Genomic DNA, 18,792 nt, shown 5'->3' on the forward strand with positions numbered 1-18,792 from the left:
CGCGGGAAGCATCCTAGGATGTCCTCCTCGATGTCCACGCACATTGAAGGGGGTCCACATGTTCCGAATGTGTTGCATCTGTTTGATGCTCTCGGCCTTGACGGCGTGTAGCACCAGGCCCGCCACGCGCCTCGCGCAGATCGAGTCGAACAACAAGAGCCTCGCCTCGTCGACCGACCCCAGGGAGCAGTCCGCACTGCGCTTGCGGCAGGGGGCGCTCTATCAGGAGGAGTCGAGGTCCTACCTCGTCGCCGCCAGCCAGAAGGTCGACGACGCCACCAAGACCGAACTCCTCTCGCGCGCCAGGAAGTCCCGCACGCTCGCGATGGAGCAGTACATGAATATCCTCATGCACCATCCGGACTTCGAGCGCTCCGACGAGACGCTCTTCTGCCTGGGCAACCTCCTCATCGAGGATGGACAAGACCGCAAGGCGCTGGTGGTCTTCAAGCGTCTCCTCGAGAACCACCCCAAGTCGCGCTACGTCCCCGACACCCACTTCGCCCTTGGCGAGTATTTCTTCAACAACGCCCAGGGCCAGCGCGCCGGACTGGAGAAGGCGCTGACGGCCTACAAGCGCGCCGCGGAGATCTCGGACAACCCGGTCCATCTCCTCGCCCTCTACAAGCAAGGCTGGTGCTCTTTCAAGCTGGGCGACTACCCGAACGCCAAGGAGCAATGGAAGACGGTGGCGCTCCTGGGTGAGCAGGCGAGCGCCAGCGCGGACGAGAAGAACATCACGCGGGTCGACGCCGCGCTCGTGCGCGAGGCCCGCGCCCACTACGTCCAGGCATACGCTCGCGAAGGCGATGTGTCACGGGTCCAGGAGGACGTCAGCGCCGTCTCCGCCCAACCCGAGGTCCGCTTCGCGATGATGAAGCAACTGGCGGATGTCTACGCCCAGCAAGGCCAGGAGCGCGAGGCGGTCATCACCCTTTACGCCCTCCTCAAGACGCAGCCCTTGTCGCCCGAGTCTCCCAGGTTCCAGGCGCAGATCATCAAACGTGTGCTGCCCATGGGCAACAAGGAGCGCACGCTGACCCAGGTGCGCCGCCTGGTGAAGCTCACCCAGGACGTGGCGTCCTCCGGCGGCCTCACGGAGGGGAAGGACAAACACCTGTTCGACGAAGCCCAGGCGTTCGCCGAGCGCACCCTGTCCAGCATCGCCCTTGTCTGGTTCGACGAGGCGCGCAGGACACGCGACGAGGAGACGTTCAATGCTGCGGTCGCGCTCTCCGACGCGTATCTCGTGCTCTTTCCGAAGAGCCTCAAGGCCTCGGAGATGCTCAAGCTCCGTGAGGAGCCCCGCGACGCCCCCCCCACCGCCGTGTCCTCCGGCAACGCGCACGCGCAGGCCCGCTCGGGAGAGGGGCCGCGCGACAAGGACACGATCGGAGCGGCCATCAAATCCCACTCGGGGGAGATCATGGAGTGTTACGAGGTCGCGTTGGTCCGCGCCCCCTCCCCCGGGCTCGAGGGAACAGTCGTGGTGCGGTTCACCATTCAGCCGGAGGGCTCCGTACGCGCCTCGGAGATTGTCCAAAGCACGGTTCGAGACGCGGAGCTGGAGTCTTGCATCGACGAGCACGTCAAGCGCTTTGTCTTTCCAAAATCCAGGGAATCCGATGTCGTGAACCACTCCTATGTCTTCCTCGTGAGCGAGAAGCCGGAAAAGAGCCTCGACCCCTCCGCGGGCCCCTCCGAGGCGGCGCCCCAGACGTCGGTCCCCACCGTGTCCTCCGGCAACGCGAACGCGCGGGAACCCACGACAGGAGGATCGCGCGACAAGGCCACGATCAAGGCGGTCATCACCGCGCACAGGGGGAAGATCCGTGACTGTTACGAGGTCGCGTCGATACGACAGGCCGGGCTCGCGGGAAAAGTGGTGGTGCGGTTCACCATTCGGCCGGAAGGCTTCGTCCGCTCCTCGGAGATCGTCCAGAGCACCGTCCGGAGCGCGGAGTTGGAGTCGTGCATCGACGAGCACGTCAAGGGCTTTGTCTTTCCGGAATCCAGGGAAAGGAATGTCGTGACCTACCCTTTCATCTTCGCCCTGGGAAGCGCGCCGGGCCCCGAGCCGGAAAAGTCACCAGAAGGCGTCCAGCCCGCCCTGGAATGAGCGGCTGTCACCTCGTCCCCGCCCGACACCGCGAGCTGAAGTCGCCTGCACCGAGGCCATGCGTCCACCCGGGGAACCGATCGGGTGGGCCGCGTGTTACGCTCGGGCTCGTCACCGAGTTGGGAGTTGGGCCCCAGGGGGATTCGCCCCGTACGGTTCCGTGAACCCCATCGGTGGCGACGCGAGAGTGGGTCGACGGTGGCACAGGCGACGAAGGCGAAGTTCTTGGCGGCGGGACCGTTTCACCAAGCTCTCAAATCCCGGGTGGATGACTACTTCGAGCAGAGCGGGCGGTCGCCCCGCGATCTGCCAGGCATGTACCTCAAGACCGGGGTCATCCTGGCGTGGTTCGTCTCGTCCTATGTCTTTCTGGTCTTCGTGGCCGGGTCCTGGGCCAGCGCGCTCCTGGGCTGTCTGTCACTCGGTCTGGCGATGGCGGGCATCGGCTTCAGCGTCCAACACGACGCGAACCATGGCGGCTATTCCGAGCGGCGCGGCCTCAATCAAGCGCTCGGAGGCATGCTGGACATGCTCGGCGCCTCCTCGTACGTGTGGAGCTGGAAGCACAACATCTTCCACCACAGCCACACCAACGTCGCCGGGCTCGACGCGGACATCGACATCCAGCCCTTCTGCCGGATCGCCCCGAGCCAGCGCCTGCACCGCGCCCACCGCTTCCAGCACTTCTACATCTGGGGGCTCTACGGCCTGCTCACCCTGAAGTGGCAGTTCGTCGATGACTTCAAGGACATCATCACCGGCCGGGTCGGCGGGCAGCGGATGCCGCGCCCCACCGGCCGCAAGCTCGTGGGCGCGCTCGGCGGAAAGGTGTTCTTCTTCGCCTGGTCGCTGGTCCTACCCCTCTTCTTCCACCCGGTGTGGCAGGTGCTGCTCGCCTACGCGCTCACCTCGTTCATCCTCGGCCTTACGCTCGCCACCGTGTTCCAGCTCGCGCACTGCGTGGAGGAGGCGGCCTTCCCCGAGGCGCCCGCGAGCACCGGCGGCACCTTCACCCGCGAGTGGGCCGCCCACCAGGTGGAGACGACGGTCGACTTCGCGCGCGGCAATCGACTCCTCTGCTGGTACCTGGGTGGGCTCAATTTCCAGGTCGTCCACCACCTCTTTCCCAAGGTGTGCCACCTGCACTACCCCGCCCTCTCGCGCATCATCGAGGCGACCTGCCACGAGCACGGCGTGCGCTACCGCGCCCAGGCGGGCGTGGGCACGGCCCTGGGCAGCCACGTGCGCTGGCTCAAGCGCATGGGCCGCCCCGAGGTCCTCGCCGTCGCGTGAGCGCCCGTCCAGGCGCGCGCTCGGCGCCTACCGAACCGCACTCTCGGACGTCTGCGACGGCCTGGCCGCGGCGCGGGCGATCACGGCGTCGGCCACGGCGAAACGCGCCTGGACGGCGGGCGACTTCAACGGCTCGACCGTGACGACCGCGCGTCCCGTCGCATCGAGGACCTCGACGGTCAGCGGGATGTGCAACCGGCTCAGGTGGCTCCAGGCGGCCACCTCGGCCAGGTCCTCGCCGGCGGACGCGGTGGCGTACAAGGACACGAACGGCGAGGCATCGAGCGCCTTGTACAGCGCAGGGCTCTCGGCGAGCGGGAGGGGTTGGCCCCGCCGATAGACCGTGACGCCCATGGGCCCGGTCGCATAGGGGGCGGCGAGGTCACGGTAATCCACCCAGAGGGCACTGAACGGGCGCATCTCCGTCGAGATGCCAAAGGTCCGGTCCACCACATGGGTCGCTTCGTGCAGAAGCAGATAGGGCAGGGCCGATGCATCGCCCGCCGAGAAACGGACGCGGTAGCCGGAGCCATCCTCGGTGAAAAGCATCGACTCCTTCGCCGTGAGGAATTCGCTGAGCGACTTGTCGAGCACGTCGGCGCGGAACGTGATGTCGAAGAGCGGTCCACCGTCAGGACCGTCGTACGAGCGGGTCAGGGCGGTCCCCGCGCTCGACGGCGCATCGATGAAGCTGAGCCGGGCGAGGCGTCTTTCGAGAACGTCCCGGTGCAGCGGAGGCAATTCGGCGATGGCGCGTTCGACCAGCGCCCATTCGCGATCGGTGAGCGAGTGTGCGCTCGCGTTGACCGCACCGGACTGCCGATAAGTCGCCACCGTCTCGTCATGCGGCGGTGCGATCCGGGCCCGGAGCGTCGAGGCGGTTCCACCGCCAACGTCCACCGCCCGCGGGCTCGAGTTCGCCTGGGCACGGGACGCGGCGCGGTCGCACCCGGCCGTGCCGATCAGCACGGGCATCATCGCCGTCAGGAAAAGGGTCAGCATTCGCGGCTGTCTCGGCACGGGGGTCATCCTCTCTGTGGTGGCGGGGACTTCAACCCCCACGATAGCGCGGGCCCGCACTCCGGATCTCCCTTCACCGCGAGGGTGAAGGGAGCCGGGTCACCCGGGACCGGGAAGCCACGCTCGCGCATCGGGGCACCGACGTCGGCATCCCCGCCACGCGAAGCGCGGCAGCCGATCACGGCTTCGCCGCGGCGGCGACCTTATGCTCCATGCACTCCTTGCAGCACTTGCAGTCCTCCACCGGCTGCTCCGGCTGCTTGCTCGCGCAGATGACCTCCTCGAGCAGTTCCTGGAAGCCCCGCAGGGTGTCCTCGTACGTGAAGGCCTTGCCGCCGGTCTCGGCCGCCACCCGCGCGAACTCGGCCTGGTTGGCCTTGCGCGTCTTCTCGTCCGCCCCGCTCTTGGCCAGGTAGGTGTGCACCCGCGTGCTCCCGGCCTTGGCGACCTCGATCGCCTTGGTGGCGGCGGCGATGTCCTCGGCATCGACGTTGTCGCCGCCCTCCATGCCCTCGTCACCGAGCAAGAGGAGCGCGCGCTTGGCGTTCGGGCGCCAGTCGTTGTGCGTCACCACATCCTCGATCGCGCGCCCGCCGTCCTCCTGCGCGCCGCCCGAGGCCACCGTGCCGCGCTTGCGCCCGCGCATCGCCGTGTCGGCGACGCCGAGCCTGGTGAGGTGCTCGCGGATGGTCGTGCGGAACAGCGAGTCGGAGAACTTCCCTTCGATCCCCAGGTAGCTGACCTTGAGGTCCGACGGGCACTTCGACTTCGCCGCCTCGATGGCCGCGCTGACCGAGTTGCTGAGGCTCGTCGCGTCGGGCTTCATCGACGTGCTCGAGTCGATCACGATGACCAGGTCGACGAGAGGCACCTCGGGCTCCGGCTGTGGCTGGACCTGGCCCGGGCGGCAGATCCCGGGGAAGACCAGCGTGCGCCCCTCGTGGCCATGCTCCTTGTCCTCGGAGCGGTGCGTGGTCACCGGCCCCGGCTTCTCGCGCGTGGCGATCCCCGCGGTGATGCCGCTCGCCGCGCCGGGGAGCTGGAAGGCATTGATGGCGAAGCGCGACGGCTCACCGTCGGCCCCCCGCTGGAAGTTCAGCGAGAGCAGCTCACTCATTCCGAGCGAGCCGACCAGCGGGTCGTGATACCAGAACTCCGTGAGCTTCGACCCGCGACCCAGCCCACCGATGACGTGCGCGATGTCGACGGGGTACTCCTCGCCCTTGTAGGTGAAGCACCCGCTGCCGAACACCGAGCCGTCCGGGTTGAGGACCTTGAACATGTAGGTCTGGACCGGCTTCACGATCTGCACGAGCTTGGCGACGATATCGGCGCTGTTGGAGCCGTTCTCGGCGCTGATGAACCTGGTCACCAGCTTGCCGCCCTGCATGAAGCCCTCGATGACGAGCGCGTACTCCTCGCCGTCGAGCTCGATGGTCTCCGGCGAGCGCAAGGTCGGCAGATCGACCAGATCCTCGGGTGCCGGCCCGACGTTCGGCGTCTCGTTGTGGTGGAAGGTGAAGCTGAAGTCCCTCGCCAGCACGCCCCCGCTGAACGTGACGTGGACCCTCAGGCTCACGTCGAACTGCGCGGGCTGATAGCCGTAGATCGGGAAGTTCCGGTGCGTGAACGTGCCGAGCACGAACGTCGTGCCGTCGAGCGGCACATCGACGGTGCGGCCCGCGAAGACGTATCCACTCTGCCCGGTGCCGCCAGCGGGCACGCCCCACCGGACATGCTGGCTGTTCAACCCGGCGAGCCCCGGAGGCGACGCGTTGATGCCCGACCAGATGCCCGAAGTCACTGCTGTGGTCATTTTCAGCTCTCTTTCACCCCGGGAGCGAGCAGGCATTGCGTGCCCGCATCGCCCGAGGTGTGACCTGCTATTGGCAGACTGGCGGTTCCCATTGGGGCCTGGCCTTGTCAGGACTGTCAGATTCAAGACAGCCGTCCTGGCTCGGCGCTGGAAGGGGCGCGCCTACGTCCAGATGACGTAAGTCTTCAGACCCATGAGGCTTCCGGCGGAGTCGAGCCCCACGATGTAGAGCGGATGGTTGGAGCCCACCAGTTCCGGGTCGTTGCGGCCGAGAACCACCGCGTGGACGTCGCGCAGATGCGTCTTCATCAGGTCGACGAGCTGCCTGGCTTGCGCCGCCGTGCGCTTGTCGTCCTCCTCCAGATCGGGATCATCCCAATACGTCCTGGCGATGGCCTGCAACGCCTGTTCGGCGGGCTCGAACCGGACGATCTCCTCCTGCGGCCCGTCCTTGAGTTTGAGCGCGGAGCGGAAGGTGTCGGGAGTCACCTGGGAGAGCGTCCCCTCGGCTTGGAAGAACGCGACGTCCACGGCGCTCTCCGTGCCGAAACAATTGTCGAAGTAGATTCCACCGCTGGCGAGCGTCTTGAGTTGCTGGTCGATCGACTCGCCCTTGTTTCCGGTCACGTCCTTGAGTGTCCGCGCCAGGGAAACGGCGAGCTTGCCCAGTTCAGACATGCGCGCGACCTCGTCCTCCGACAAGCCATTGTTGTCGAGGTCGAAGCGGTCGACGAGTTCCTTGCGAATGTAGGCGAGCGCCTCGTCGATGTCGCGCCGGGTCATCCGGGCGGAGCGCTTGCCGTCACGGCGATCGACGAAGCGATAGAGCGAATCGACGAGTTCACGCTCCTTTCCCTCCAACGCGAGCAGTTTGGTGCGGATGTCCTTGCGGCTGACAATTCCATCGGGCCCCGCGGCGTCCAGCAACTGCGCCGCGGCGCGGTCGACCGCCGCATGCACTTCCGACGTGGCAACGTTTCCCATTTATTCACTCCCCGTGCGGACTCCCCTGGACGCGCCCCATATCAAAACAAGCGGTTTCAAGCGTGTGCGGCGAAAGGCAGAACCCAACCATTGTTCGCCAACACACGAAACCACACATCTCGATGCGCGCAGCATCCATCCACCGGCCAAGAGCGGCCGCGCCGAGGCTCAGGGCCAGGTGAGCATGAGGCCCACCCCGTTGGGGGCGGGCGTCAGGCGGGCGGTGAGCTGGGAGTTGAGGCGCGCGTTGAGGAACCACAGGGCGGCGTCGAAGAGCAGGAGGAAGCCCCCCTGCACGAGCAGACTCTTGCCCCACCCCCGCAGCCGCCCCGAGTCCGTGCGGTGGCCGCGCTCGAGCAGGAAGCCGCCGAAGGCGAGGTAGCCCACATCGAGGCCGGCGTTGAAGAGCAGCAGCTTCTCCATCTTCTGGCCCTCGGTGAGGCTGCGCGCGAGATCCCACGAGCCGGGCGAGGAGGAGGCCTGGCCGTACAGGCTGAAGCCCGCGATGGCCAGGTTCACCGTGTTCCAGGCGGCGTTCGCCTGCCAGAAGGCCCGCGTCTCCCCCTCGGTGGTGAAGTGGCCCACGGTGCCCGAGCCGATGTTGAGCACGGCCCAGCCGAGCAGGATGCTCATGGCCGTCTGATTGAGCCGCGCCGTCTGCTGGTTGTGGTGGGCGAGGAAGGACTCGGGCGAGGTGAACTCCGCGGCCTGAGCGGACACGGACAGACACAGCAGCAACACCGCGACGAGTCCCGCGCGGTGCGAGGGGGCATGGTTCATGGGAAGGCTCCTCCAGTGGCTCCCGAGAGGATAGCCACCGCCCCTCCTCCGGCCCCCTCCCAGGCGCGGCGCCGAGGCTCGCCTCCCGGGCATGCAGGCACCCACATGCTTCTTCTCGGGCGGAGCGTCCGCTTCGGTGCTAGGCCATGCCCCCATGTCCGGCGACTCACCCGTCCCCACTCCCGGCGACTTGCCCCCCCTGCACTTCCCCCCCGAGCTCCCCATCTCGAGCCGGGTGGAGGACATCACCCAGGCCATCGCCTCCCATCAGGTCGTCATCGTCGCGGGGGCCACCGGCTCGGGCAAGACGACGCAGCTGCCGAAAATCCTGCTCGCCATGGGGCGCGGACGCCCGCGCCAGATCGCCGTCACCCAGCCCCGGCGCATCGCCGCGACAAGCGTGGCGGCCCGCGTGGCCCGCGAGCTCGGCACGGAGCTGGGCACGGACATCGGCTACCAGATTCGTTTCGAGGACCGCTCGTCCCGGCGCACGGCCGTGAAGTTCATGACCGACGGCGTCCTGCTCGCGCAGATCCACGGCGACCCGCTCCTCAAGCGCTACGACACCATCGTGCTCGACGAGGCCCACGAGCGCAGCCTCACCATCGACTTCCTGCTCGGGTGGCTCAAGCGCCTCCTGCCCCGGCGCCCCGACCTCAAGGTGGTGGTGAGCTCGGCCACCATCGAGACCGAGCGCTTCTCCCAGTTCTTCGGCGGCGCGCCGGTCATCCAGGTGGAGGGCCGCACCTTCCCGGTGGACGTGCTCTACGAGCCGCCTCCCGAGGACGCCGAGCTCGCCGACGCCGTCGCCGACTCGGTGGCCAACGTGATCTCGCTCGACCCGGACGGGGACGTGCTCGTGTTCCTCCCCGGCGAGCGGGAGATCCGCGAGACCGAGAATGCCCTGAACGCGCGCTCGCTGCGCGGCACGGTGGTGCAGCCCCTGTACGCGCGCCTGTCGGCCTCCGAGCAGTCGCGGGTCTTCGCCACCATCCCCCAGCGCCGCGTCATCCTCGCCACCAACGTGGCCGAGACGTCGGTCACCATCCCGGGCATCGTGTACGTCGTGGACACGGGGGTGGCGCGCCTGTCGCGCTACGACCCGCGCTCGGGCACCACGCGCCTGCACATCGAGCCGGTCTCCCAGGCCAGCGCCGACCAGCGCAAGGGGCGCTGCGGCCGCGTGCGCGAGGGCATCTGCGTGCGCCTCTACGACGAGGTGGCCTTCACCACGCGGCCCGCCTTCACCGACCCGGAGATCAAGCGCACCGGGCTCGCGGGGGTCATCCTGCGGATGAAGTCCCTCGGCCTCGGTGACGTCGAGGACTACCCCTTCCTCGACCCGCCCCAGCCCAAGTCCATCGCCGAGGGCTGGCGGGTGCTCGAGGAGCTCGGGGCCATCGAGGGCAAGGAGCGCACCCTGACGCCGCTCGGGCACCAGCTCGCGCGCTTCCCGGTGGACCCGCGCATCGCGCGGATGATCCTCGCCGGCGCCGAGTACGGGTGCCTGGAGGAGGTGCTCATCGTCGCCGCGGCGCTCAACCTGCAGGACCCGCGCGAGCGGCCCCGGGAGCTCGCGCAGAAGGCGGACGAGCTGCACCGGCGCTTCCGGGACGAGAACTCGGACTTCGCGGGCCTGCTCAAGCTGTGGGCGTTCGTGCGCGAGGCGGAGGGCCGGGGCACGTCCCACCTGCGGCGCGTGTGCCGGGACAACTTCCTGTCCTTCCTCCGGGTGCGCGAGTGGCGGGACGTCCAGCGCCAGCTCGAGGAGACCGTCCGCGAGCTGCGCCTGCCGAACAAGGGCCAGGGCGCCCCGGCGCGCGGGGACGCCCTGCACCAGGCGCTGCTCACCGGACTCTTGTCCCGCATCGGCCAGTGGAATCCCGAGCAGCGCCACTACACGGGCGCCAAGCAGACGCGCTTCATGGTCCACCCCTCGTCGGCGCTCTCGAAGAAGCCCCCGGCCTGGGTGATGGCGTTCGAGCTGGTGGAGACGTCCCAGCTGTTCGCGCGCACCGTGGCGAAGCTGGACCCGGAGTGGCTCGCGGCGGCGGCCCCCCACCTGCTCAAGCGCAGCTACTCCGAGCCGCACTGGTCGGAGAAGTCCGCGCGCGCCGTGGTGAAGGAGAACGCGACCCTCTTCGGGCTCCAGGTCTTCAAGGAGCGCCCCGTGGCCCTGTCCAGCATGGACCCCGAGCGGGCCCGGCTGATGTTCCTCGAGCATGCCCTGGTGCGCGGCGAGTACCGCACGCGGGGGGCGTTCCAGGAGAAGAACCGCCAGGTGCTCGAGCACGTGGCGCGCCTGCGGGACAAGGCCCGTCGCAGCGAGCTGCTCGACAGCGAGGCGCTGCTGACGTTCTTCGACCAGCGCGTCCCGGCGGACGTGACGGACGGGGCGGGCTTCGAGGCCTGGCGCCGCAAGGCCGAGGCGGCCGACCGGGACGTGCTCGTCCTCTCCGTGGAGGATGCCCTCGCGCACGACCCGGGCCTGTCCCCGAAGCACTACCCGGACACCCTCTCCCTGCACGGCGCGTCCGTGCCGGTGACGTACACCTTCGACCCCTCGGCCGAGGACGACGGCATCACGCTGAGCGTGCCGCTGCTGCTGCTCGTCCAGCTGGTCCCGGGAGAGCTGGACTGGACCATCCCCGGGTGGCAGCGCGAGAAGCTCACCGCCCTGCTCGATCAGCTCCCCCGCGCCCAGCGCAAGCAGCTGGGGCAGGTGCCGGAGCTGGTCGACCGTCTGGAGAAGGAGCTGGTGCCCTTCCGCGGGCCGATGCTTCCAGCGCTCGCGCGCGCGGTGTCCCGACTGTGCGGCATGGACCTGACCGAGGAGTCCTTCCGGGGGGCGATCGTGGCGCCCTACCTGCGCCTCACGCTCCGGGTGCTCGACGAGCAGGGCAAGGAACTCGCGCGGAGCCGTGACGCCGACGCGCTGATCGAGCAGTACGGCGGACGCGCCCGGGCGGCGCTGCGCAGCGCGGCACCGGCCTCGGACTGGGAGCGCAAGGGGCTGACCGACTGGAGCTTCGGAGAGCTGCCCCCCTCGGTCACCCGACGGGTCGGCAAGCTCGAGGTCCGCGGCTACCCCGCGCTCGTCGACCGGGGTGCCACCGTGGACCTGGTGTTGCTCGAGACCGCCCCCGCCGCCGACGCGGCGACACGCACGGGGGTCCGCCGGCTCCTGATGCTCGCCGCGCGAGGCCACGTGGCCGTCAGCGCCGCGCGCATGCCGCCGCCCTTCCCGGCCCTCACGGGTGCACCGCCCGCGAAGGGTCAGGCCGACGCCTTCCGGGCGCTCGTCCTCGCCCGGAGCGTCGACGATGCGTTCAAGCTCACCCCGGGCGCGCCGCTGCCTCGCACGAAGGCGGCCTTCGAGGCGCTCGTCCGTGAGGGCTCGCCGCGCATCGAGCGGGAGGCACGGGACTGGGCGGAGGCCGTCACGGCCACCTCCTCCGCGCTCACCGCGACGCTCGCCGCGCTCAAGGCCGCCTCGAAGGGGCCGAGCGGCGCGGCGGCCCTGCGGGACATCCGCGCGCAGCTCGAGCACCTGTTCCCCGCGGACCTCCTCGAGTGGATTCCCCTCCTGCGGCTGATGGATTACCCGCGCTACCTCCGCGCGGCCCAGGCCCGGCTGACGCGTGCGGTGGCCAACCCCGGCAAGGACGCGGCGAAGGCCGAGCCCTTCACCCCCCTGTGGGAGACCTTCCTCGCCAAACGCGCCAGCGTGCGGGATCCGGAGGCGGCGCGGGAGCTGCGGTGGGTCTTCGAGGAGCTGCGTGTGGCCATCTTCGCCCCGGAGGTGACGACGCCCGTGTCGGTGACGGTGGCGAAGGTTGGCGCGGCCCTCGCGGCGCTGCGCTAGGTGCACCGCACGGACCCGTGCGATGCACCCGGATGCGCCTCCAAGGCCTGGCATGCTAGAAGCGGCGCGCGAAACCATCGCAAGTGGGGGACCCCATGAATTGGAAGCAGTGTCTGTCGGGCCTGGGCGTGGTGTGCCTGATGTCGGGGTGTGCGTACACCGAGCTGAGCAAGGGCGGTCGGAAGGTGACGCCCCTGGCCGCGGCACCGGGCGCGGATTGCAAGAACTACGGAACCCTCGTCGGCACGAGCGGAGCCTTTGGCGCCCAGGAAGACAAGATCGCGGAGGCGATGAACGACGTGCTGAACAAGGCCGCGGAGAAGCGGGCCACCCACGTCTTCATGCAGCCGCCCACGTTCAGCGCCTACCAGGGCACCACCGCCTCGGCCAGCGTGGTGGCCTACGCCTACAACTGCCCGGCGGACAAGTATGGCTCCCTGGCGGAGGCGGAGCCCGTGCCCGCCGAGAAGTCGTACCTGTCCGAGTGTCCTCGCCAGGAGGGGGAATCGGCACGCCAGCGGGCCCTGCGCTGCAAGCAGCTCGCGAGCGGCACCGCGAACGAGTAGGCGCGGCCGGAGGTCAGCGCGCCCGCTTCGAGGCGGAAGGCTTCTTCCCGGCGCTCTTCTTGCTGGCGGACGGGGCCTTCTTCTTCGCGGCCGTGTCCATCGCCTTGCGTGCCTCGGTCTTCTCGCCGCGACGCAGCGCGAGCGCCGCCGCGATCCACTCCGGCGCGTAGCTCGACGTGCAGCCCTTCGGGATGGGGCGCGGGTCCCACCGGCCGAGGCGCTCGCCGATGGCGATGGCCTCCGGGGTGTACTCGGGCAGGTGGAGGCCCATCCAGACGAGGCAGAAGTTGAGGCCCTCCTTCACCGGGTACGGCGCGGACGGCAACTCCCGCTCGATGCGCTCGAGCGTCGCGCGGACATCCAGGTCCTTCGCCAACCCACGCGCGATGCGTCCGGCGAGCAGCCGCCACCCGGCGCGGCGGGGCAATTCCTTGTCGCCGTCCATCCACCGCACCTGGAGCGCCTCGGCGATGGGCGCCTGCACGAGCACGCGGCCGACGAGCTCGTCGGCCAGGGTCGCGTTCGAGAGCGGCTCGAGGAGCGCCCGCGCCTCCTTCTGGGTGAGCGCCGCGGGGTCGAGCAGCATGCACGCGAGGACCCGCGCCTCGTGGTTGCCCGTCGCCCACAACTCCAGACCGAGCCCGTGGTTCGTCCCGAGCTCCTCCGCGAGGCCCCGGATCTTGCCGAGCAGCACGCCGAAGACGTTGTCGCCCGCGCCATCGCGCACGTAGCGCTGGCGCACCTTCTCGTCGCCCTGGGCCTCGAGCTGCTTCATCACCTGGGACAACGTCGTCGTTTTCGGCATGCGGGTCTCCTCGGATGCGATCCTTCTACCCGATCGTCTGGCGTTGGGATGAAGTCGCCTGCCCGGGGGTTGAGGTCCCGAGCATTGTCCGCTCAAGGGACCTCACACCGATGACCTCACCATTTCGTCGTTTTCCGGGCGCCACGCGCGTGGCGCTCACCCTCGGGACCTCCGCGTGGCTCGCCGGATGCGCCACCACCGCGCCGGCGGACACGGCCTCCGCGTTGACGCGGCCGGACAAACCCGCCGCCACCCCGCCCGCCCCCGCCCCGCGGCCCACCTACGGCGCCTTTGGGGTCGACACCTCGGGAATGAGCCCGTCCGTGACGCCCGGGAATGACTTCTTCCGCTACGCCAACGGCCAGTGGTTCGATCGGACGGAAATCCCCGCGGACCAGTCCTCCATCGGCATGTTCTCGCAGCTGGCGCGGGAGGCGGACCGGCGCACCCGGGAGATCATCGAGGAGGCCGCGCGCTCCGACGCCCCCGCCGGCAGCGAGTTGCGCAAGCTGGGCGACCTCTACGCCAGCTTCATGGACGAGGCGGCCATCGAGGCCCGGGGCCTGACGCCGCTCGCCCCCGAGCTCCAGCGCATTGGCGCCATCGCCGACCGCCGACAGCTGGCCGCCGCGCTCGGAGACACCCTGCGCGCCGACGTGGACGCGCTCAACATGGGGCGGGTGACGACGGACCGGCTCTTCGGCTTGTGGGTGAGCGAGGATCTCAACGAGCCCTCCCGCTACGCCGCCTACCTGTTCCAGGGCGGCCTGGGCCTGCCGGACCGCGACTACTACCTGAGCGAGGACCCGAAGTTCGCCGAGGTGCGTCAGAAGTACGAGAAGCACGTCGCCGCCCTGCTGCGCCTGGCGGGCGGCGCCGAGCCCGAGGCCCAGGCCCGCCGCGTCGTCGCACTGGAGCGGAGCATCGCGCGCGTGCACTGGAGCCAGGTGGACACGCGAGACGTGGCCAAGGCGAACAACCCCTGGCCCCGGGCGCAGTTCGCCCAGCGCGCGCCCGGGCTGGACTGGGACACCTGGTTCAGCGCCGCGGGCCTCGGCCAGCAGCGCGAGTTCATCGTCTGGCAGCCGAGCGCGCTCACGGGGATCGCGAAGCTGGTGGGCGGCGAGCCCCTCCAGACGTGGAAGGACTACCTGACCTTCCACGCGCTCGCGCGCGCCGCGCCCTTCCTGTCCCGGGCCTTCAGCGAGGAGAGCTTCGCCTTCCATGGCCAGGTGCTCTCTGGACTGGAGCGGCAGCGCCCGCGCTGGGAGCGCGCCGTGAGCATCACCGGCGAGGCGATGGGCGAGGCCATTGGCAAGCGCTACGTCGCGAAGTACTTCCCGCCCGAGGCCAAGGCCGAGGCCGACACGATGGTGCGCGACATCATCGCGGCGCTCGACCGGCGCATCGACGCGCTCGCGTGGATGGCGCCGGAGACGAAGGCGCGCGCGAAGGAGAAGCTCACCACCCTCCAGGTGGGCATCGGCCACCCGGAGAAGTGGCGGGACTACACGGGCCTGGAAATCCGTGCCGGAGACGCCTACGGCAACCACGAGCGGGCCTCGCGCTTCGAGACCCAGCGCCACCTGAAGAAGCTCGGCGGACCGGTGGACCGCGCCGAGTGGTTCATGGTGCCGCAGCTCGTCAACGCCCTGAACTCACCGCAGCAGAATTCCATCATCTTCCCGGCGGCCATCCTGCAGCCGCCCTTCTTCGACCCGAACGCCGATCCGGCGGTGAACTACGCGGCCATTGGCGCCGTCATCGGGCATGAGATCGTCCACAGCTTCGATGACGTGGGCGCCCAGTTCGACGCGCGCGGCAAGCTGGCCAACTGGTGGACGAAGGAGGACGCGGCGCGGTTCAAGGCCGCCGGCCAGGCGCTCGTCGCGCAGTACAATGCCTACCGCCCGCTGCCAGATGCCTCGGTCAATGGCGAGTTGACGCTCGGGGAGAACATCGCCGACCTGGCCGGTCTGGCCATCGCCCATGATGCCTACACGATGTCGCGTGGAGGCAAGGAGACGCCGGCGATCGAGGGCTTCACCGGCGATCAGCGCTTCTTCCTCGGCTTCGCCCAGATCTGGCGCCGGAAGTACCGTGAGCCGTCGCTGCGCCGGGCGCTGCTGACGGATGGGCATGCGCCGAGCGAGTTCCGCGTGCTGACCGTGCGCAACCTCGAGCCCTGGTATCAGGCCTTCGGAGTCACGCCCGGACAGACGCTCTACCTGACGCCCGAGCAGCGCGTGCGCGTCTGGTGAGGCAGGGGCCCGGGGCCTCGCCCCGGGCCCCCGACGTCACGCGATCGTGGATTGGGTGACCCCATCGGCGGAGGCGCTCAGCGGCAGGCCCCCAGCTCGGACGTCCAGCGGGTCCGGCAGATCTGCGTCAGGTTGTTCTGCGTATGGAAGATCGTGTGGTCCATGGACATCTCGCCCGTGCCACTCGCGGTCCACTGCATCCCATAGGTCGAGTACGGAGTGGGCCGCTGGCCGGTGAAGGCGAAGCTGCCACAACCCGTCGGGACCGGTCCCCCCGGGAGCCAGTCGCTCTCCGCGACCGACGCGGCGTCTTCCGCGAAGGCGAGGTGGCCGCGTGAGTCGACCACGACCGAGAACGGCTCCTGGAACCCGTCGAGCACCGACGCGCAGTGCTGCTTGTCCCCCTCGACGAGTTGTCCCTTGCCGCCGAACGCGACCTTGAAACAGCGAGGCGTGCCGCACGTGGACCAGTCGTTCGCGAGCGACACGATCTTCTTCGCGGACTCCGGGTAGCCGTCGAGGGTGGCCTTCTGGGATTGGGACTGGGGATAGAGCCCGAGGGTGACCTTAGCGCTCAGGAAGTCCTGTCCGCGCTGCTCGGACCACGTCCCGTCGAGGATGGCCTGGGCGCCGGTCTCCGCCTTCGGGCTGAAGTTCGCCGGGGTCGTCAGCTCGAAGCGCGCGAATCCCGTCTCCGTGGGAATGAGGCACGTGCCCTCGGTGAGCTCCGCACGCACTTGGTTGCTCAGGCCCTTGAACGTACAGCCCACGGGACGTCCGTCGGGGGTCGTGCCCATCTGTCGCTGCAGCGTGACGGTGCCGCTCAGGGTCTTTGGGTCCTCGGCGTAGTCGATCACCCAGCACGTCGAGCCGTGGTTGATCCGCTGGTTGCGGAAGCCAGGGTTCGTGGACTTCACCTGCTTGAGATCGAACAGCTCGGAGCCACAGTAGTACTGGGGCCACTCGGGGGGCGGATCCTCCTTGTGCTCGAGCGCCGAGAGATCACAGCCAGACACGAACGAGGCGACAGCGCAGAGAAGCAAGCGGTTCATGGCAGGTTCCAGACGAAGAGCCGACGCGTCACCACGAGCAGGCTCCGCCCGCTGAGCCGCTCGAAGCGGATGACCTGGTTGGAGCCGGTGCTGACGAGATGGGTTTGCAGGGAAATGGTTTGCGTCGACGTGGGCCAGCGCCAGAGTCTGCTGGCGGACGCCTCGCCCAGCAGGCAATCACTGTCATTGAGCATCGCGGCGCTCTCGGCCGACTTCAACGCCCCACCGCTCGCTTGCTCGAACCGCACGCACTGCTCGCCGCCGCCCTGGAGATCCTTGCGGCAGGCCTGGGTCGCCGAGACGACACATTGGTAGCGGCCGCTCGGGGAGATCGACACGTCCTCGGCCGACGTCAGCGCCACGTCGAAGACCTCGGTCTCTTGCGAGGGATTCGCATACGGCACGCGGAAGAGGCGGGTCCCGCGACGCACGACGAAGGCCTCATGCTCCATCGTCACGAGGGCCTGGGTGTTCGCGTCGTACCCCACGACCATCCGGCGCTCCTGCAAGTCATAGAGGCCCCGATGGATGTCCGCGCTCGTTCCCACCGACTTGATCCAGAGATAACGGCCCCCCGGCGCGAGCCGTGTCTCGTAGGGGTGCCGGGAATCCATTGGCTGATCGTCGTAGCGGATGTCTCCGTCGGACTTCTCCAGGTCCACCCGCGCCAGCCGTCCGTTGACGGAGGCGACCGCGATGCGCTTGCCATCCGGCGAGAACGCGAGCCGGTAGAAGCCGGGGTCGTAGCCATCGCTGCCCCCCTGCTCGAAGTCGAGGAGGAAGTCGCGTGTGACATCCCCCTCGGTGAAGTTGGCCCCGAAGTAGTCCTTGGGCTTCCAGAGTGGCGAGCCTTCCGCGACGTTGTACAGCAACAGCCTCGGCCCACCGTTGTAGCCCACGACCGCGAGCGTGTTGCCATCCGGCGAGAGCCCCCAGCCCAGGGTGATCGTATTGTCGAACCGGCCGTTGCCGAGCCTCCGGCAGTCCGGCATCTTGTAGATCTCGATGTGCCGGGTGTCGGGCGCCTGGCCGACGACCAGGGTGCTCTCATCCTCGGAGAACCCCGCGCGGTGGAGCTTCGAGGTGAGGGTCGTGGTGCCACAGACGGCGAAGCGGTCCTCCTGGAAGTCGTAGACGGAGTTGCCCACGCTGCAGCCGCCCGGTCCAAAGGCGACATAGCGCCCCTTCGGGGAGATCTCGGTGTACCACTCGGGACGCAGGGTGGGCGTTTCCGACGCGACGGAGCCACCGTTGAAGTTCAGTTCCCGGGCCCGGCCCGCGGGGGCGAACGCATCCACGAGCAGACGCGTGTTCGTCTTGAGATCCAGGGTCTGGATGCCGCAGACCTCCGAGTTTTGCGAGTCACTCCAGAGCCAGGCCGCGAGTCGTCCGCCATTGGCGCTGATGGACCGGGTCTGGGCCGAGCCGACAGGCTTGAGCACCGGCGCCTCGAAGAGCGCGCCTTGTCCGATCCCATCGAACCAGGTCGTGTAGCGCGTCGTCGAGAGATCGAGGATGGCGGACCGGAAGTTGGAGATGGGCACGAAGACGCGGCCGTCGTCGAGGAGGCTCGCGTCGTCGCCCATCGTCACCCAGCCGCCCTCGAGCGCCAGCGTGGAGCCATTCCACTTCGTGAGCGTTCGATCCTTGGACGCCACGAAGAAGGACGCACTGTCCTTGGACCAGAAGATCCGGGTCGGTGCACTGTGGTGATGCCCGAGCACGAGCTGCGGGGGCACGGGGTTCGCCTGGCCCGAGGCCGGCAAGCCGATCTCGATTTCCCCCTCGGCGAAGTAGTCCGGCAGGCTCTTGAGCCCCGCGCGGATCTTCAGCTTGCCGTGCTTCTCACGCGCGCAGAGGTCGACCAGCGAGAAGGTCTCGTACGTGTCCAACGACGCGTTCCCGCTGGAGTGGCTCACGTGCTCGAGATCGACCAGCTTCGCGTCGACCGACCAGACGATGTCGTCCGGCTCGATCTTCCGGTCCGCGATCATCCGAAGCGTGGCGCGGCCGCAGGTGTACGGACGCACCTGATACGACCGCTGCGTCAGTCCAAACGACTCGAATTTCGGGACGGTCGTCGGTTCCGGCGGAGGCTCGGGCTCCGACAAGAGATTGCAGGCCGACAACAATGGCAGCACGAGCGCCAGCCATGGGCCGCGCCCGCGGATTCGCGAAAGCATCGTTGAACCCCCTCCATCCAGACACTGTCCGGACATGGACAATCGCCG

12 protein-coding genes are annotated in these 18,792 nt (G+C 68.8%); 5 read left to right on the forward strand and 7 right to left on the reverse strand.

All coding sequences use genetic code 11. The features are described 5' to 3' along the window. Positions 1 to 85 precede the first annotated feature (85 nt). Positions 86 to 2,119 (forward strand): AgmX/PglI C-terminal domain-containing protein, encoded by a 2,034-nt coding sequence (locus I3V78_RS31785; protein WP_204493439.1) that lies wholly within the window; start codon positions 86 to 88, stop codon positions 2,117 to 2,119. A 264-nt stretch (positions 2,120 to 2,383) separates the two neighbouring features. After that, entirely contained in the window at positions 2,384 to 3,412 is a 1,029-nt protein-coding gene (locus I3V78_RS31790; RefSeq protein WP_204493441.1) for a fatty acid desaturase, read from the forward strand. 27 nt (positions 3,413 to 3,439) lie between these two features. Here I3V78_RS31790 and I3V78_RS31795 read toward each other — a convergent pair whose 3' ends face one another. The 4 genes from I3V78_RS31795 to I3V78_RS31810 form a co-directional block, all read right to left on the reverse strand. Beyond that, positions 3,440 to 4,414 carry a hypothetical protein gene (locus I3V78_RS31795; RefSeq protein WP_204493443.1) on the reverse strand — a complete coding sequence of 325 codons (975 nt, stop codon included), beginning with the start codon at positions 4,412 to 4,414 and terminating at the stop codon, positions 3,440 to 3,442. Between the two features lie 196 nt (positions 4,415 to 4,610). Beyond that, positions 4,611 to 6,248, reverse strand: coding sequence for a choice-of-anchor K domain-containing protein (locus I3V78_RS31800; RefSeq protein WP_204493445.1), 1,638 nt, complete (start codon positions 6,246 to 6,248; stop codon positions 4,611 to 4,613). Positions 6,249 to 6,410: 162 nt separating this feature from the next. After that, positions 6,411 to 7,232, reverse strand: coding sequence for a nuclease A inhibitor family protein (locus tag I3V78_RS31805; RefSeq protein WP_204493447.1), 822 nt, complete (start codon positions 7,230 to 7,232; stop codon positions 6,411 to 6,413). Positions 7,233 to 7,400: 168 nt separating this feature from the next. Then, positions 7,401 to 8,012 carry a DUF6992 family protein gene (locus I3V78_RS31810; protein WP_204493449.1) on the reverse strand — a complete coding sequence of 204 codons (612 nt, stop codon included), beginning with the start codon at positions 8,010 to 8,012 and terminating at the stop codon, positions 7,401 to 7,403. A 154-nt stretch (positions 8,013 to 8,166) separates the two neighbouring features. Between I3V78_RS31810 and hrpA the strand changes: the two genes are divergently transcribed. Together hrpA and I3V78_RS31820 are read left to right on the forward strand one after the other, a co-directional pair. Further along, positions 8,167 to 11,877: an ATP-dependent RNA helicase HrpA gene (gene hrpA, locus I3V78_RS31815; RefSeq protein WP_204493451.1), complete on the forward strand. Its 3,711-nt coding sequence runs from the start codon at positions 8,167 to 8,169 to the stop codon at positions 11,875 to 11,877. A gap of 95 nt (positions 11,878 to 11,972) precedes the next feature. Further along, positions 11,973 to 12,443 (forward strand): DUF4156 domain-containing protein, encoded by a 471-nt coding sequence (locus I3V78_RS31820; RefSeq protein WP_204493453.1) that lies wholly within the window; start codon positions 11,973 to 11,975, stop codon positions 12,441 to 12,443. A gap of 13 nt (positions 12,444 to 12,456) precedes the next feature. Here I3V78_RS31820 and I3V78_RS31825 read toward each other — a convergent pair whose 3' ends face one another. Continuing rightward, the gene (locus I3V78_RS31825) at positions 12,457 to 13,248 is read right to left on the reverse strand and encodes a DNA alkylation repair protein (protein WP_204493455.1); all 792 of its coding nucleotides are present in this window, start codon (positions 13,246 to 13,248) and stop codon (positions 12,457 to 12,459) included. Between the two features lie 110 nt (positions 13,249 to 13,358). Between I3V78_RS31825 and I3V78_RS31830 the strand changes: the two genes are divergently transcribed. Then, positions 13,359 to 15,509 (forward strand): M13 family metallopeptidase, encoded by a 2,151-nt coding sequence (locus I3V78_RS31830; RefSeq protein WP_204493458.1) that lies wholly within the window; start codon positions 13,359 to 13,361, stop codon positions 15,507 to 15,509. A gap of 77 nt (positions 15,510 to 15,586) precedes the next feature. Here the strand turns inward: I3V78_RS31830 and I3V78_RS31835 are convergent, their stop codons facing one another. Then, positions 15,587 to 16,561: a hypothetical protein gene (locus tag I3V78_RS31835; protein ID WP_204493460.1), complete on the reverse strand. Its 975-nt coding sequence runs from the start codon at positions 16,559 to 16,561 to the stop codon at positions 15,587 to 15,589. Further along, complete coding sequence (locus I3V78_RS31840; RefSeq protein WP_204493463.1) at positions 16,558 to 18,744, reverse strand: WD40 repeat domain-containing protein; 2,187 nt, start codon at positions 18,742 to 18,744, stop codon at positions 16,558 to 16,560. The genes I3V78_RS31835 and I3V78_RS31840 overlap by 4 nt, the downstream gene beginning before the upstream one ends. Positions 18,745 to 18,792: the final 48 nt, after the last annotated feature.

The sequence above is a fragment of the Archangium primigenium genome (assembly GCF_016904885.1).
GTDB classification, from domain to species: Bacteria; Myxococcota; Myxococcia; order Myxococcales; family Myxococcaceae; genus Cystobacter; species Cystobacter primigenius.

Coding starts and splice junctions, on each gene's coding strand:
- I3V78_RS31830 (WP_204493458.1), top strand. CDS start 13,359: ATGACCTCACCATTTCGTCGTTTTCCGGGCGCCACGCGCGTGGCGCTC.
- I3V78_RS31820 (WP_204493453.1), top strand. CDS start 11,973: ATGAATTGGAAGCAGTGTCTGTCGGGCCTGGGCGTGGTGTGCCTGATG.
- I3V78_RS31810 (WP_204493449.1), bottom strand. CDS start 8,012: ATGAACCATGCCCCCTCGCACCGCGCGGGACTCGTCGCGGTGTTGCTG.
- I3V78_RS31825 (WP_204493455.1), bottom strand. CDS start 13,248: ATGCCGAAAACGACGACGTTGTCCCAGGTGATGAAGCAGCTCGAGGCC.
- I3V78_RS31785 (WP_204493439.1), top strand. CDS start 86: ATGCTCTCGGCCTTGACGGCGTGTAGCACCAGGCCCGCCACGCGCCTC.
- I3V78_RS31835 (WP_204493460.1), bottom strand. CDS start 16,561: ATGAACCGCTTGCTTCTCTGCGCTGTCGCCTCGTTCGTGTCTGGCTGT.
- I3V78_RS31800 (WP_204493445.1), bottom strand. CDS start 6,248: ATGACCACAGCAGTGACTTCGGGCATCTGGTCGGGCATCAACGCGTCG.
- I3V78_RS31805 (WP_204493447.1), bottom strand. CDS start 7,232: ATGGGAAACGTTGCCACGTCGGAAGTGCATGCGGCGGTCGACCGCGCC.
- I3V78_RS31795 (WP_204493443.1), bottom strand. CDS start 4,414: ATGCTGACCCTTTTCCTGACGGCGATGATGCCCGTGCTGATCGGCACG.
- hrpA (WP_204493451.1), top strand. CDS start 8,167: ATGTCCGGCGACTCACCCGTCCCCACTCCCGGCGACTTGCCCCCCCTG.
- I3V78_RS31840 (WP_204493463.1), bottom strand. CDS start 18,744: ATGCTTTCGCGAATCCGCGGGCGCGGCCCATGGCTGGCGCTCGTGCTG.